Source organism: Leptothrix discophora (assembly GCF_030705305.1).
In the GTDB taxonomy this organism is placed as follows: Bacteria; Pseudomonadota; Gammaproteobacteria; order Burkholderiales; family Burkholderiaceae_C; genus Sphaerotilus; species Sphaerotilus discophorus.
In genome coordinates this window covers 104474-118282 of sequence record NZ_JAUZEE010000013.1, presented here as the reverse complement: position 1 = coordinate 118282, position 13809 = coordinate 104474, and the positions used below count along the sequence as shown (strand labels likewise).

Here is a 13809-nt window from a genome sequence, read left to right as displayed (position 1 = left end):
TTGCCGCCTATCTCCAGACTTCTTGCTTCGCGCAAGAACCTGTTGACTCTTCACACCTAGGCACCTTCCCGGCCGTGGGCCTGAAGGAGGCGCGCGAAGCGCGTGACCGGGCACGCTCGGACCTCGCTGCGAACCGGGATCCCAGCGTCGTCAAGCAGCAGGCTCGCGAGGCGCGGCAGGCCAAGGCAGCACGGGTGTTCCGAACGGTCGCGGCCCAGTGGCTGGCTCACCGGGCTTCAGCATGGTCGGCTGGCACGCTGGCGTCCATCACGGCGTCGTTGGAAAACCACGTCTATCCGAGCATCGGCGACCTACCGGTCGACGACGTGGAAGCGAAACATGTGCGCGAGGTGGTCAAGGTCATCGAGTCGACCGGCGCGTCGGAGACCGCAGGAAGAGTGTTCCAGCGCATCCGAGCGATCTATCGGTACGCGATCGCGCACGAACTGGCAAAGGAGGATCCGACTTACCCGCTCAAGCCGATGGAGATCTTCCAGCCGCGGATCACGCAGCATCGCGCGGCGCTCCCAGAAGGCGACATGCCAGAATTCTTGCGAGCCCTTGCCACCTACGAGGGAGATCCCAGCACGAAGCTGGCGCTTGAGTTGCTGATCCTCACGGCGGTCCGCCCCGGCGAGCTGAGAGGAATACGGTATTCAGAGATCGACGAGGAGCGCGCCATGTGGCGGATCCCTGCGGCACGCATGAAGATGAAGACAGAGCATCTCGTATCGCTCTCGCGCCAGGCCATCGCCGTGACCGAGAAGGCGAAAGCCCTGCGCGACGGCTCTGACCTTGTTTTCCCGTCGCCGTTCTATCCCGGCAAGCCGCTGAGCGACGGCACATTAAACAGTGCGATTGCCAGACTGGGCTACAAGGGTCGAACGACCGCCCATGGCTTTCGAACCGTGTTCTCGACAGCGGCCAACGAGGCTGGATGGCGTCCGGATGTCATCGAACGGCAACTTGCTCACGAGGATCGCGACTCAGTTCGCGCTGCGTACAACCGGGCGCAATGGCTGGAAGAAAGGCGCGAACTGATGCAGTGGTGGGCAGACCGGGTGGATGAATGGAAAGGATCGAGAAGGTCCGTGCGTGGCAGCGTGAAGATTGCGAGTCCAGGATCCCGAGTGGTACGGAACAAGCGATCGATGGCAGGCCACAGCCTATCGGAGTCGACTGCAGAATCCGACATGCGACATGTCATCGCGAGTTCCAATAACGAATAAAATTGCGGATTCAGATCTGAAGTGCAACACCCGCCATATTAATGGTTTGTTCCGACGGCCTTTTCTGCTGCCACCTGCATCGATTGTTTTAAGGCCTGGAGCGGTGTTCGCCAGGCTAGGGTTTCGCAAGGTCGGTTGTTGGGCAGATCGGCTGTGGCATCGAGGGTCTCCTATTCATTGATCGACAAGGCCGCGCACTTGGGCAGCATCTGATGCAACAAGCCGTTGATGTTCTCGCGACCGCCGCGCTTCCATCGGCTGTGCGGGTCGCAGAAGTAGACATTTAAATTGGTATCGCGGTCGAGTTCACGATGACGCGCCATTCTCTTGCCCTGGTCGTAGATCAACGTTTGGCGCAATGTATATGCAATCCCGTTGAGCTTGGCAGTGAAGGCCGCCCTTGCCGACTCAGCCGTAGCGTAGGGCATGTTGGCCAGCAACACCAGACGCTTGGTGCGTTCGACGGGCACACCCACGCTGGAGCGGTTCACCTCCCGCTTGATAACGTCGCTTCCCAGTGTCCAAGCATGGCCCAGTCTTCAATCTCAGGCGGACGCACGTGGATGCCGAACATCACCGGAATCTGCTCACGTCGGTTCTCGCCGCCCGAGCGCGGCCGACGGGTGTTATGGGCCTGATGCAGGCAGGCCACCAGCGCCTGCGCAACTCGCCCTTGGGATCGCTTGGATGGCGTTTTAGATCGTCTTATGCGAGACGTGCAGTTCAGGTTTGTCGGGCCAAATCCTACGCACTGTCCGGGCGATCTGGCATGGCGACCACAGCCACGTCAGCAGGCGCGAGTCGATGTGCGATAACGCGCCATCGGCGTACAGCTTGGGCAGCGGTCGACTCCTCACCCGGCGCACCGAAGTGGCCTGCAGAGCCGGTTGCGACGTATACCCAGCCGCACCGCCATTGCGGGCCAGTTCGAGGCTGAGGGAACTGGGACTGCGCTCAAGCACCTTGGCAATCGAACGTAGGCTGTGTCCTTGCTGAAGCAAGCTCGCCAGCGTCACTCGTTCTTAGCAGGCTGCTGAAATACCGTTCCGGGCTTGTGCGTCCCTGTAGGCCGAGCTCGTAGAGCGGCCTACAGACGTTTTTATGAGCGAACCAAGGGGTAGGGCACCCTTTGAGGTGCGAGCAGAACAGCCTTCATCAAGGTAATTCAGCAGCCTGTTAGGGCTGCAGTTGTCGGTATCTCATCGTCATTTTCACACCTTACCGGGTGGGTGAGGTGTTGCACCTCAGGCTTGAATCCGCCGCCTCTATTCGAGGTCTGGCTCAATCCAAGAGACCTGAAGCACCGCAACGATCGCGAGAAGTAAGCCAATTGTATATCTGACTGAAAAAACTGGATTTCAACGAACGCGAATCGGTCCGAACGGCACATAACTGGCCAAAATAGCTGGCGGGTTGACCGAAGCTGATGCAAGATGGGACTAACCAGCTGACTAGATTGTGTCGCATTCGTCGTGCTTATGCAGTTGAGCGCAGGGTTATTACGAACATGCCGGCATGCTCAGCCCAGCAACACAGACGACGCTCGTAATGCTCAAGCCAAGAAACCTAGATCCGTCGGGTATCCGGCGGCGGCGCCGAAATTCAACAAGTTCGGCAAGATGGCGTTCATCTCGGTCGAACTGACGCCAAACCACTTCGCCAACGTGGCAGCATATTGGTCGACCGAGGTTGACGGAATCAGCCGGCCTTGGCCGATGTGCCACTGATCTTCCGGCGCAGCAGAGTTCCCGATGCTGACGGGCGGTGGCGTTCCGTAGAAGGACTGGCCGCGCACGGCGCCGCCCATGATGAAGTGATGGCCGCCCCATCCGTGGTCGGTTCCATTGCCATTGCTGGCCAGCGCACGGCCAAAGTCCGATGCCGTGAAGGCTGTCACCTGATTGGACACGCCGAGCTCCACCGTGGCCTGGTAGAAGGCGGCCAGCGCATCGTCCACCTTCTTCAACAGCAGCGGCTGGTCTTGCATTAGTCGGTCGTGTGTGTCAAAACCTCCCAGGGATACCAGAAAGACCTGACGCCTGTTGCCAAGCGTGCCACGCGCGGCAATCGTGCGGGCCACGATGCGCAACTCATCGGCCAGCGTATTGCCCGAAGGGAAAGCGGTGTTTAACGTTACGCCACCCAGGGCCGCCGACATCTGCGCTTCAGCCTCGATGGCGCGTCGAGTGACGCGGTTGTATTCATTCTCCAAAACATGGCTGCGGCTCTCGGTCAGCAAGGCACGCACCAATGCGGCCGCTTGTGAAGAATACGGCGCTGAGCGCAGACCATGTGGTGCACTTGCGGCAGGGCTGATCTGCACTGCTCCGACACGGCTGATCTGATACTGGATGGCATTGTCGCCGGTAAGAAATACCGCATTGCCTGTGGCCGAAATACAGGTGAACAGGGAGTTGCCATTGCTGGACTGTGCCAAATCGCCCAAGTTACCGCCCCAGCCCACCGCAGAGCCCTCGGCACCCTGCGCCTGCCAGACCGACTGCTGGTCGTTGTGCGACATGAGTTGCGGCGGCAAGGGGTATCGCGCACGGTCAGGGCTAAAGAATTCAGCACGGGTGGTCGGCCGGACGAGAGGCCCAACGTTCAACAGCACCGCGGCTTGGCCAGCATTGAACCGGTCGGTCAGGGCGGGCATGGCCGGATTCAGTGCGTATTCCAGGCCACCCCCCAGTGGCACGGCCGGTGTCAGGCGCGTGGCGGCGAGCAATGGGCGGTCAATTGCCAGGCCCGCCGCACCAAGCTGGCGGATGTTGCTGTAAGCGGTCCAATTGGCCTGATCGTAATTGACGACCGTGTTGGCGTGATCATTGCCTCCGTACAAGAAGACGCAGACCAGCGCCTTGTAGTCAGTGGCATTGAATGCGGCTGCCTCACCTATGGCTGCCAGATTCATCCCCAAGGGCGTGGCGGCGCCGGCCACGGCAAGCCGACACATGCGTTGCAGGAAGGCGCGGCGACTGGCAGAAACCGGATCAATCAAGTACACGGGGGGATCCTTACTTCTGAACCAGATATTCGGCGCAGCTCATCACGATCGTGACTGCAGCAATGACACGAAAACGCTTGACTTCGTCGCTTGAGCCCGGTTGCGCAGCGCCACCCAGTTTCAGGACATCAACAATGCGTTGTGCGGTCACATCCGATATCTGCCCGGCCGCCAGCAGGAGGTTGAGCCGCCTGATCAATGCGACGAGATCGGCAGTCAACGGCTTCTCGGCCGTGAAGTCGACAATCAAGTCGTCACTTGGACCCGCAAACGACGGAACGCCTGCAACCAGGTTCAGCCGGTCAATGAAATTGACCCACTGACTCACCGAGGATTCGTTGACGATCTGGAACTCGGGAGTGGTGGCTCCAGAAACAGCCATTGACGTTCCAGGTGGAACGTACCCCGGGCGAAAAAAATTGAACACCGACGGCGATGACAGCGGGAGTTGGCCGAACCAGTACAGGGGATCGGCCACTGGCCACTGCGATGGCCATAGGCCGCTGCGCGAGCTGGCGGCGAAGCTTCGCATCCACTGGAAGACTCGCACCATCGGCTCCCGCAACTTGCCGTGGGTGGTCGACGTGAGGCCAGCGTCACTGCGTGCCTCGGCATCCAGAAGGATGGCTCGCCAAACCGCCTTCAGGTCGCCACGCACGCCTGCGCCGTTGTCGTTGAACGCTGCCGCAACACGCGCCACATAGGCCTGGCTAGGATTGCTAGTCACCAAGCGCTGGATCATCTGCCGACCGAAGAACGGCCCGACATTGGGGTGCTGAAACAAGCCGTCGAGCGCCAGGCGAAGTGCGGCAGCACCATCGGTGTTGGCCGGGATGCTGATGCCGATAAAATCTGCCGAAAGGGTCGAATGACGGCTAGCATCAAAAACCATCGCTCGGCGTGTGTACTCTGGATAAGGACGGCCGCTGTTCGTGGCCGGCGCGACGAAGCGGCGACCGTCGTCCCACCAGTCATATCCGGTGAAAACACGAGCCAGGTTGCTCACATCGTCCTGGGTGTAGCTAGGCAGCGGCTGGCCACCGGCGCCAGTCTTGGGCGTACCGTCCAAGTTCAGCTGAACCAGGCCAAGCGTGAACAGCTGCATTACTTCGCGGGCATAGTTCTCGTCCGGCACGCGGCCGGAAGCGGCGTCTTCCTTCAGGTTGCCACGCGTGTTGAGCCATGCGCCCATGGTCGGATTGAGCGTCATCGCTTCGAGCAGGTCGCGAAAATTGCCAAAGGCATGCTCGTTGAGTTGATCCCAGTAGTGCGCCATGGCCAAGCCGGTCCAGGGCATACCGGCCACATAGGTGGACACGACGAAGTACTCTGACAACGCCAGCGCTACGCGCTTACGCACGGCGTCAGGTGCAATGGTCATCTGACGCGCCAAAGGCGCCTCGACAGTGAAGGCGCCGCTGTCATAGAGCGCACGCGAGTCGATGTCGCCGAGGCCAACGCTGATCATCCAGTCCCAAGCGCGCTCCCCCATTGGCATTGACATCTGCGCTGTGAGCCATGCGGCCGCACCTTGTGCCTTGATCGCTGCGAAGTCGGCATCGGTGATCCCCACCGTGGCCTGCAGAAGGAACCTCGCCGCAGATTTGTCGGCTGCTCCCAGGCCAAAGGGCGAAGGTTGTGGCGTGGGCGTTGTTGCCCCTGAAACACTGTCTCCTCCTCCACCACCACCACAGGCTGCAACTGCCAGCGTCAACAAGCTGGCACCGGTCGCGCGCGCAGTAGATATCGGGGCAGAGGCAGTTGCTGACTCGTCTCCTGTGTGAATCGAAGCTGTCAATGTAGTCGGGACAACCGCATGGCTCATGACTCATCCTTGATCGGCGCCGCCCAGTTCTTGCTGACCGCAAAAACGCTGTGCCAATATTGAGCGCGTGTCAAGCGTGCAACATTTACCTTCGGCTTGTAAATCATCGGCGTGAACAAGTAGCTGGACATTTGCCCCCCCTTAAAGGATGTTCCGTTAACCCGCCTGAACCGCCCCTCCTTCCGCGGAGGCTCCATGATTTGAGAAAATGAAGCCATCGTCAGGAAGTCGAAGTTGTCTTCCGTGGTGCGCGAGCGTGCCGTGCGCATGGTGTACGAGCACCGCAACGAAGATGCCTCGCAGTGGGCGTGCATCGAGTCGATCGCCGGCAAGATCGGTTGCACGGCGTAGACGCTGGACAACTGGGTCAAGCAGCACGAACGCGATACCGGCGTGCGTGATGGGATGACCACGGCGGAGGCGCAGTGCATCCGCGAATTCGAGCGCGAGAACCGCGAGCTGCGCTATGCCGACGAGATCCTGAAGCTGGCCAGCGCGTTCTTCGCCCGGGCCGAGCTCGACTGCCGGCTGAAGTGAAGTACGCGTTGGTGAACAAACGCCGTGATGCCCACGGGGTCGAGCCGATCCGCGCGGTGCTGCAGATCGCTCCGTCGGCATATCGGCGCAATGCGGCGAGGCGCAGGCGGCCGTTGCTTTGCAACCCTCGGGCGCTGCACGACATGGCCCTGGCGCCCAAGATCGAAGCGGTCTGGAACGCCAACCTGCAGGTCTATGGCGCCGATTTTCGGTCTAGCGTCAACGCCGAAGCGAAGTCAAGGCCGTGGCGCGCTGCACAGTCGAGCGGTTGATGCGCCAGCACGGCTGGCACGGTGTGCGGCGGGGCAAGGCGGTGCGCACCACGTTGGCCGATCCGAAGGCGCCGTGCCCGCTGGATCGGGTCAATCGACAGTTCCGCGCCGAGCGTCCCAACCAGCTATGGGTCTCGGACTTCACCTATGTCTCGACCTTGCAAGGCTGGGTCTACGTCGCCTTCGTCGTGGACGTCTTCAGCAGGCGCATCGTCGGCTGGCGCCAGATCAGTTCGATGCACACCGAGATCGTGCTCGACGCACTGGAACAGGCGCTGTACGCACGCCGCCCGGCCAAGCAGGACAGCCTCATTTGCCATTCCCCAGGGGATCGCAATACCTGTCGATTAGCTACACCGAGCGCCTGACCGAGGCTGGCATCGAGTCCTCGGTGTCATCTACGGGCGACAGCCATGACAATGCGTGGCCCGAGACCATCAAAGGCTTGAACAAGGCCGAGGTCATCCACCGGCGCGGCCCCTGGAATACCAAGCAGGACGTCGAGATGGCCACGCCGGAATGGTTGTCCTGGTTCAACCACCACCGGCTGATGGAGCCCCTGGGATATCTGCCGCCGGCAGAGTTCGAGGACCTCGACCATTTTCAACGCGCTGGTCAGGCCGCGATCGTCTGCCTTCAACGAAGAGGCCTCCGCGAGGCACGCGAGCCGGTCGCCATCCCCGCTACCAAGCACGGCCAAACCATCGAGCAGTCCGGCCACGTAGTCGCCCAGGTCAAAACCCGCGCGGCGGGCCGCTTCGTTCAAGGCCAGCGCGTGGACCTGCCGCATGCGCAGCGACACCCGCTGGACGGCGCAACGCGATCGTCGGCACGCGCCACAAGCTCTACCTTCAGGCCCTGCAGGTCGACGCTGATCCGGTCACCCGATTTCGCGGACATGTCGGGTTCCTGACCTCGTAGGGCAGGTTCGACCGTGTCCGACAACTGGCGCCACTGCGCCTATCTCTGCACTCACCCACGCCTTCTGTATTGACCTCGATCGAAGGCATTGAATCGGTGACTTCGCGCGCCGATCCATCGTTTTAGGCCCTCTCAGCGACCACGAAGCACCCCGGCTCAGGCCTCCAGCCGGCACGCGACCGGAACACAACCGGCACACGAGCGGAACAGGACCGGCACGAATCCGGAACAAGAGCGGAACGGGACCGGAACACGACCGGAACACCTGAGGCCACCGTCTCCGTCATCGCCGCCATCGGCGTCGTCCCGATTCGTCCCAGGCTGTCCGCACGACGAATCGGTCCCCGAAGTCATCGCCCACAAGCCGGGGACTCCGCACCAGACTCGGCTCGTCGCCCTCACCCACCGACGACATGGAGTTGCACCCCACGCGCCCGCCAGGCCGAGCCACCCGCAAGGCCCTGGCGTATGCCGCCGAGATCCAGCGGCTGCATGGCGCCGGTCACAGCCTGGAGGCCATCCGCCTCGCGCTGGGCTCGGTCGGCGTGGTGGTCGGCCGCAGCACCGTGTACCGCGAGGTGGTCCGCGTTCGCGGCGCCAGCAGTCCACCGGTCGCCGCCTTGCTGGCACGGCCCATGTCGCCCGTGACGTCGACGGCGGTCGGACCCGTTCGAGCCTTGCCGTCGGGCCTGAGCTCGGACACCCGCAGCGGCCAGGCCATCGCCGAGGCCTTCATGAAGAGCCGCATCACCAACCCCCTGCTGCAGGAGAGGAACCCGCCATGAAAGTCGCCGTCATCAGCTTCTCGGGCAACGTGGGCAAGACCACGATCGCCCGCCACCTGCTGGCCCCTCGCCTGCCCGGCGCCGCGCTCATCTCGATCGAGAGCATCAACGCCGGCGAGGACCAGGACCATGTCATCCGGGGCCGTCAGTTCGCCGAACTGCAGGAGTTCCTGCAGGTGGTCGACGACGTGGTGGTCGACATCGGTGCAAGCAACGTCGAGGAACTGCTCGGGCTGATGCGTCGCTACCAAGGTAGCCACGAGGACTTCGACCACTACGTCATCCCGACGGTGCCGGCCGCCAAGCAACAGCAGGACACCATTGCCACGCTGGCCGAACTGGCGCGCATCGGCATCCCTGCCACCAAGGTGCGCGTGGTCTTCAACATGGTCGAGGACGGCAGCGAGCTCGAACGGGTGTTCGAGCCGGTGCTGTCGTTCGCGCAGATGACGCGCTCGGCCGAACTGTCCCTGGCCTGCCGGCTCGGCAGCAACGAGATCTACGGGCGCATCAAGGGCAGCGGCGCCGACCTGGTGGCCCTGGCCGCCGACACGACCGACTACAAGGCCCTGATCCAACGGGCCGCCGACAGCACCGAGCGACTCGCGCTGGCCCAGCGTCTGGCGACACGACGCCTCGCGCTCGGTGTCGTCCCGGAACTCGACGCCTGTTTCGCGGCCCTGGGCCTGGGGACCACGGGACCGAAGGCACCGGCCACGGACAGCCCCGAGAGGACCACGCCATGAGCCACCCGAACACCACCCGCGAAGCCTTGCTGGCCGAAGCGATCGGGGACCTCGGCAAGCTGCTGGACCGGCTCGAGCGCTGCCAGCTCATCTTGGAAGGTGCCGACAAGAGTTTCGTGCGTGCGGCGCTCTCGCTGGGGCACCAGACGAACGTCTTTCAGAAGCAGCTCCACGACCTGAAGCTGGCCGCCGAGCGGGACGCCCGCCAGCGCAACGAGGCCCTCGCCACGCAGAAGGCCGAAGAGATCGCGGCGGCCCAGGCCGAGGCGATGAACAAGGCGGCCAACCAGATGTTCGCGGACCTGCTGCGGCCCAGCCTGGCGCGGCTTGTCGGCCCGCTGGACCAGTTGCACCAGCGACTCGATCACCCCTGGTGGGACTGGATCTCGCACGCGCTGACGGCGGTGAGTTCGGCGTCGCTGACCTACGTCGTGATCATGTTGCTGCCGAGGCACTGACGCGCGCGCATCGAAGGCTGCCCGGCACCCGGTCCCCGACGGGCCGGTGCCGGGCCTCGCGAGCCGGCCGCCAAGCGGACGGCGAGCCGTTTTTTGAGCCCCCCCCCTGTCCTGCGTCCGACACGACGAACACGCGCTGGCTCCACGATGGCGCCAGCGCGCGGGCTTGGGGGCGATGAATCCGGGTCCCGATCCATCACCGGGGCGGATCGGCCGCCCCGATCGGTCCGGGATCAGGCCTTGAGCCCGCGCATCTCCTCGGCCAGGATCCACAAGGCGCAGTTGAGGCTCACGCTGCGGTCGATGCTGCCGACCGGCCGGGTCTCGATGCGGCGGCCCTGAGCGCTGCGACCGGGCAGGCCGCCCCGCAGGGCGTTTTCCTGGACCCGCTGGAAGGTGTGCCACAGGCTGGGGCCGATGTCCTCGAAGCGGCGCGGCATCATGAGCTGGTCGACGCTGACCGGCGCGGGGTGCTGGCCGTCGACGGTCTCGCCGAATCGCAAGGCCAGGGCGGCGGTCGCGAAGGCGCGTTCTTCCGGTTCGTCCATGCGGATCGCCTTCATCTGCGCGGTCGACTCGTTGACGGCGGCGAAGTCCTCCAGCACGCGGTAGGCGCCCTCGATGACCTCGTGCTCGATGTGGCCCTTGTGCGGGATGCGGATGTCGCGCGCGACCTGCCCGACCACGAGGCCGTTGCAGCACACGAAGCGGAAGACCCCGGCCGGCATCTGGTAGGCGCTGGCGCCGTCGTGGCTGTTGATCAGGATGATCTCGTTGGCCTCGCTGTCGCGGCCCCGGGCCTGGACCTGCCCGGCGTGGCGCATGCGGATCAGGTGCTTGGTGTAGGCGGTCTTGCCCTCGATGCGGCTCTGGCTCTGCGCGACCATGAAGGGCTCGAAGCCTTCGCGCTTCAAGCCGCGCAGGACCTCGATGGTCGGGATGTAGGTGTAGCGCTCCGAGCGGCTGGCGTGCTTGCCCTCGGCAAAGATGGACGGCGCGGCCAGGCGCAACTGCTCGTCGTCGAGCGGCGTGTCGCTGCGGTGGACGCGGGTGTTGCGGGCGAAGCGGGTGGCGAGCTGCGGGCGGGTCGACGGCGTCGAAGCGGACGGGGTGAACGGGTGCATGGTCATCTCCTGCGGGTGCGGGAAGGAACCGGGCCAGCCAGGCCGACCCGGTCGTGTCGGGACGGGTCGTGCCGGTTCAGGCCGCGCTGGGGCGGGCCTGGCGGTCGCTGCGCGGCTTGTGGCTCGGGCGGGTGCGGCCTTGGTGCGCGCTGGCGGCGGTGGCCGGCGTGCGGGCCTCGTTATCGTCGCCGTGAACGTCGCGCTGCTCGGGTTGGCCCTCGCGTTCCCGGCGGGCCTCGGACTCGGCGCGGCTGTCGAGGTAGTCGATCTCGTCGGCCGTGAAGGTCAGCGTGTGGACCGTCTCGCCGTCCTTCTCGTAGCGGTGATTCCGGACCCGGCCGACGATGTTCACGTGCGAGCCCTTGCCCAGGTAGCGCGCGGCGTTCTCGGCCTGGGCGCCCCACAGGGTCCACTGGATCGCGGTGGCGTCCTCGTGGCGCTGGTCGCCGGATCCGCGGCGGGTGTTGCTGATGGCGGTGAGCACCGCACGGGCGATCGGCCCTTCGCGGCCGTTGACGGTGTCGAGCTTGACGGCGCCGGCCAGGTGGGCGTGGCGCTGGGTGACGTGGACGTGGGCCATGACGGACTCCTTGCGTGAGCGCATCGGCCGGGCCCCGATCCGGGTGTCCCTGGAAACCGATCCTCTCGCTTGGACCTTCCTCGCACCCGCCCACGGGCGGGCGGGGGGTGGGCAAGGCCCCTTCCCTCACGGGAAGGGGTTGGGGAAGGGTGGTGTTGAATCCCAGCAGCCGGTGCGGTGCGCCAGTCTCCTGGCCCAACGCTGAAAGATCCCCCCACAAGTCCCCCTCGCCCACAGGACGGGGGCTGGTGGGGGGAGCGCGGTGGGCCGGTCTGGCGCAGGGCTGCCAACCGCCTGCGGGCGGCGAAGAGCATCGAAGTCGACCGCGATGACCCGAACCCCGGCGGCTCTGCGGCCGGCGTGACACCAAGGGAGCGTCAGCGGACGACTGGCGCGGCGGGCGAGACGGGGTGAGCCGGATCGGCGGTTGGGATGGGCTTCGCGCGGCCCGGCAACGGGCGTGGCGGGTGACCGGTGAGGTCGATCAGCCGCGAAGCACGCGAAGCGGGACGACCGGCTGTTCGGCCAGCGGGCCGGCCTGGGCGGCGCAGCCGCTCAGGCGATCTGGGCGGTCAGGCCCGCGATCACCGGGCACGGGAACGGGCCGCGCGTCGACATCCCGCCGGCAGGGCCGGCCTGGCCGGGTTGCGTCAGGGACGGCAGCCCAACGGGGGCGAGACGCGGGACGCAGTCCCAAGACTCGACGCGAAGCGCAACGGCCCGACCGAGCGGAGCGAGGGGACGCATGGAGTCAAAGGTGGAAGTCAGCAATGCAGCGCGCGCTGCCGGTCGCCGTCTTAGGGCCTACGCTCGGTAGGCACCATCAAGCCGACATCCAGCCCGGCAGCCGGAGCCACCATGAGCGTCATCAATGCGTTGGAACAGGGGACGTGCGTGACAGCCACGCGAGACCTCGGACCGCGATCGACCGGTCCTCTTTGCCCCGGCGGGCTCAAATCGCCCCTGAATCGACATCCGCGACCCTGAATTCCGCGCCCCGAAGCAGCCGGTCGTTTCCGTACCGTGGTCCGAAGGTGGCGTGAAGTGATGCAAAGCGTCGCCATTCAAGGCGCGGCACAAGGGGCTGGCCTTGCCCCCGAACGGGCGGACCGGAATGACGGTCACGGGTTGCAAGACGGCAGCGGCGGCCATGGCTACCCGCCTTCAGGCTTCAATGATGACCTTGAGCGCCTTGGTGCTTGATGCCTTGCCGAAGGTCTCGTAGGCCGAGAGGATCTGGTCGAACTTGAAGCGGTGGGTGATCAGCTTGCCGGCATCGATGCGCTTGGACTGCAGGGTCTTCAGCAGCATCGGGATCGTCACCGTGTCCACCAGCCGCGTGGTGATCGTGACGTTGTGCGACCACAGCCGCTCGAGGTGCAGGTCGACCTTCACGCCGTGCTCGCCCACGTTGGCGATGTTGCCGCCCGGCGAGACGATGTCCTGGCAGAGTTCGAAGGTGGCCGGAATGCCCACTGCTTCGATGTCTGTCGCCCCGAAGCGCTGGCTCACCGCCAGGCGGTTGGCGTCGAGGTCGATCATGATGATCTGCGAAGGCGAATAGAACTGCGCGGTCAGCAGCGCAGCAAGACCGATCGGCCCGGAGCCAACGATGGCCACGCTGCCGCCCACCTGTACCTTGCCGTTGAGCACCCTGCACGCGAAGCCGGTGGGCAGGATATCGCTCAGCATCACCAGCGCTTCTTCGTCGGCGCCAGCGGGGATCGGATAGAGGCTCGTGTCGGCATATGGAATCCGAACGAATTCGGCCTGGGTGCCATCGATCTTGTTACCCAGGATCCAGCCGCCGGTCGTGCAGCACGAATACATGCCCTTGCGGCAGAGGTCGCAGCGGCCGCAGGCACTGATGCAGGAGATCAGCACCCGGTCACCGGACTTGAAGGCGGTCACGCCAGCGCCCACCGCGTCGGTCGGCGCCTGGAAGACGGGCTTGGGCCGGTCTTCGAGATTCTTGTTGCCGGGTCCGTTGTAGATCAGGGCTTGCATCGCGTGATGCTTTGGCACTGTTCGAGGGTGATCCGCCATCTCGCGACAGGAGACCTTGACCATCAGGCACGGTGCGACCGATCCCGGTCGGGGCCTGTGCGGAGGGACACGGATCGCTCAAGTGCGCCAGGCGACGACGGCTGGAATGAGGTGCAGACCTGGCCGCAGCACCGAGCTCGTCAGGGATGCTTGGTGGGCTGTCACACAGACCCTGGCGAAGGGCAGGTTCATGCTGCGAGCAGCGAGCGACACGGCCAGTCCGGGCATGGGCAAGAGCTGCGAGCAACCATCTGCGGGCGGTAGCGCGCAAGCCGGATA

General features: G+C 64.6%; 10 protein-coding genes, 2 pseudogenes and 1 other annotated feature. Of the genes and pseudogenes, 5 read left to right on the top strand and 7 right to left on the bottom strand.

Annotated features, from left to right (window positions below):
* A partial coding sequence (locus Q8X39_RS18800) for a tyrosine-type recombinase/integrase (RefSeq protein WP_305751223.1) occupies positions 1-1229 on the top strand: 1229 nt, incomplete at its 5' end.
* 38 nt (positions 1230-1267) lie between these two features.
* On the opposite strand, the pseudogene Q8X39_RS20605 reads toward Q8X39_RS18800, so the two are convergent.
* The 4 genes and pseudogenes from Q8X39_RS20605 to Q8X39_RS18775 form a co-directional block, all read right to left on the bottom strand.
* Positions 1268-2245, bottom strand: a pseudogene (locus Q8X39_RS20605) (IS30 family transposase).
* Between the two features lie 536 nt (positions 2246-2781).
* The gene (locus Q8X39_RS18785; RefSeq protein WP_305751221.1) at positions 2782-4236 is read right to left on the bottom strand and encodes a DUF1501 domain-containing protein; all 1455 of its coding nucleotides are present in this window, start codon (positions 4234-4236) and stop codon (positions 2782-2784) included.
* Positions 4237-4246: 10 nt separating this feature from the next.
* Complete coding sequence (locus Q8X39_RS18780; RefSeq protein ID WP_305751220.1) at positions 4247-5953, bottom strand: DUF1800 domain-containing protein; 1707 nt, start codon at positions 5951-5953, stop codon at positions 4247-4249.
* Between the two features lie 104 nt (positions 5954-6057).
* Positions 6058-6330, bottom strand: coding sequence for a hypothetical protein (locus Q8X39_RS18775; protein ID WP_305751232.1), 273 nt, complete (start codon positions 6328-6330; stop codon positions 6058-6060).
* Here Q8X39_RS18775 and Q8X39_RS18770 point away from each other — a divergent pair.
* From Q8X39_RS18770 to Q8X39_RS18755, 4 genes and pseudogenes are all read left to right on the top strand, one after another.
* A pseudogene (locus Q8X39_RS18770) lies at positions 6329-7492 on the top strand (IS3 family transposase); the annotation flags it as partial. The gene Q8X39_RS18775 and the pseudogene Q8X39_RS18770 sit on opposite strands and share 2 nt — an antisense overlap.
* Positions 6556-6672, top strand: a sequence feature (AL1L pseudoknot). Its footprint overlaps the pseudogene before it by 117 nt.
* A gap of 712 nt (positions 7493-8204) precedes the next feature.
* Positions 8205-8576, top strand: coding sequence for a hypothetical protein (locus Q8X39_RS18765; RefSeq protein ID WP_305751219.1), 372 nt, complete (start codon positions 8205-8207; stop codon positions 8574-8576).
* Positions 8573-9322, top strand: coding sequence for a StbB family protein (gene stbB, locus Q8X39_RS18760; RefSeq protein ID WP_305751218.1), 750 nt, complete (start codon positions 8573-8575; stop codon positions 9320-9322). Before Q8X39_RS18765 ends, stbB begins: the two co-directional genes overlap by 4 nt.
* Positions 9319-9780 (top strand): hypothetical protein, encoded by a 462-nt coding sequence (locus tag Q8X39_RS18755; protein ID WP_305751217.1) that lies wholly within the window; start codon positions 9319-9321, stop codon positions 9778-9780. The genes stbB and Q8X39_RS18755 overlap by 4 nt, the downstream gene beginning before the upstream one ends.
* A gap of 233 nt (positions 9781-10013) precedes the next feature.
* Here Q8X39_RS18755 and Q8X39_RS18750 read toward each other — a convergent pair whose 3' ends face one another.
* The 3 genes from Q8X39_RS18750 to Q8X39_RS18740 form a co-directional block, all read right to left on the bottom strand.
* Complete coding sequence (locus Q8X39_RS18750) at positions 10014-10904, bottom strand: DUF932 domain-containing protein (RefSeq protein ID WP_305751216.1); 891 nt, start codon at positions 10902-10904, stop codon at positions 10014-10016.
* Positions 10905-10980: 76 nt separating this feature from the next.
* Positions 10981-11484, bottom strand: a complete 504-nt coding sequence (locus Q8X39_RS18745; RefSeq protein ID WP_305751215.1) for a single-stranded DNA-binding protein — start codon at positions 11482-11484, stop codon at positions 10981-10983.
* A 1164-nt stretch (positions 11485-12648) separates the two neighbouring features.
* A complete protein-coding gene (locus Q8X39_RS18740; RefSeq protein WP_305751214.1) occupies positions 12649-13491 on the bottom strand; it encodes an alcohol dehydrogenase catalytic domain-containing protein in 843 nt (280 codons plus the stop codon).
* Positions 13492-13809: the final 318 nt, after the last annotated feature.

Coding starts and splice junctions, on each gene's coding strand:
- Q8X39_RS18775 (WP_305751232.1), bottom strand. CDS start 6,330: ATGCGCACGGCACGCTCGCGCACCACGGAAGACAACTTCGACTTCCTG.
- Q8X39_RS18765 (WP_305751219.1), top strand. CDS start 8,205: ATGGAGTTGCACCCCACGCGCCCGCCAGGCCGAGCCACCCGCAAGGCC.
- stbB (WP_305751218.1), top strand. CDS start 8,573: ATGAAAGTCGCCGTCATCAGCTTCTCGGGCAACGTGGGCAAGACCACG.
- Q8X39_RS18755 (WP_305751217.1), top strand. CDS start 9,319: ATGAGCCACCCGAACACCACCCGCGAAGCCTTGCTGGCCGAAGCGATC.
- Q8X39_RS18750 (WP_305751216.1), bottom strand. CDS start 10,904: ATGCACCCGTTCACCCCGTCCGCTTCGACGCCGTCGACCCGCCCGCAG.
- Q8X39_RS18745 (WP_305751215.1), bottom strand. CDS start 11,484: ATGGCCCACGTCCACGTCACCCAGCGCCACGCCCACCTGGCCGGCGCC.
- Q8X39_RS18740 (WP_305751214.1), bottom strand. CDS start 13,491: ATGCAAGCCCTGATCTACAACGGACCCGGCAACAAGAATCTCGAAGAC.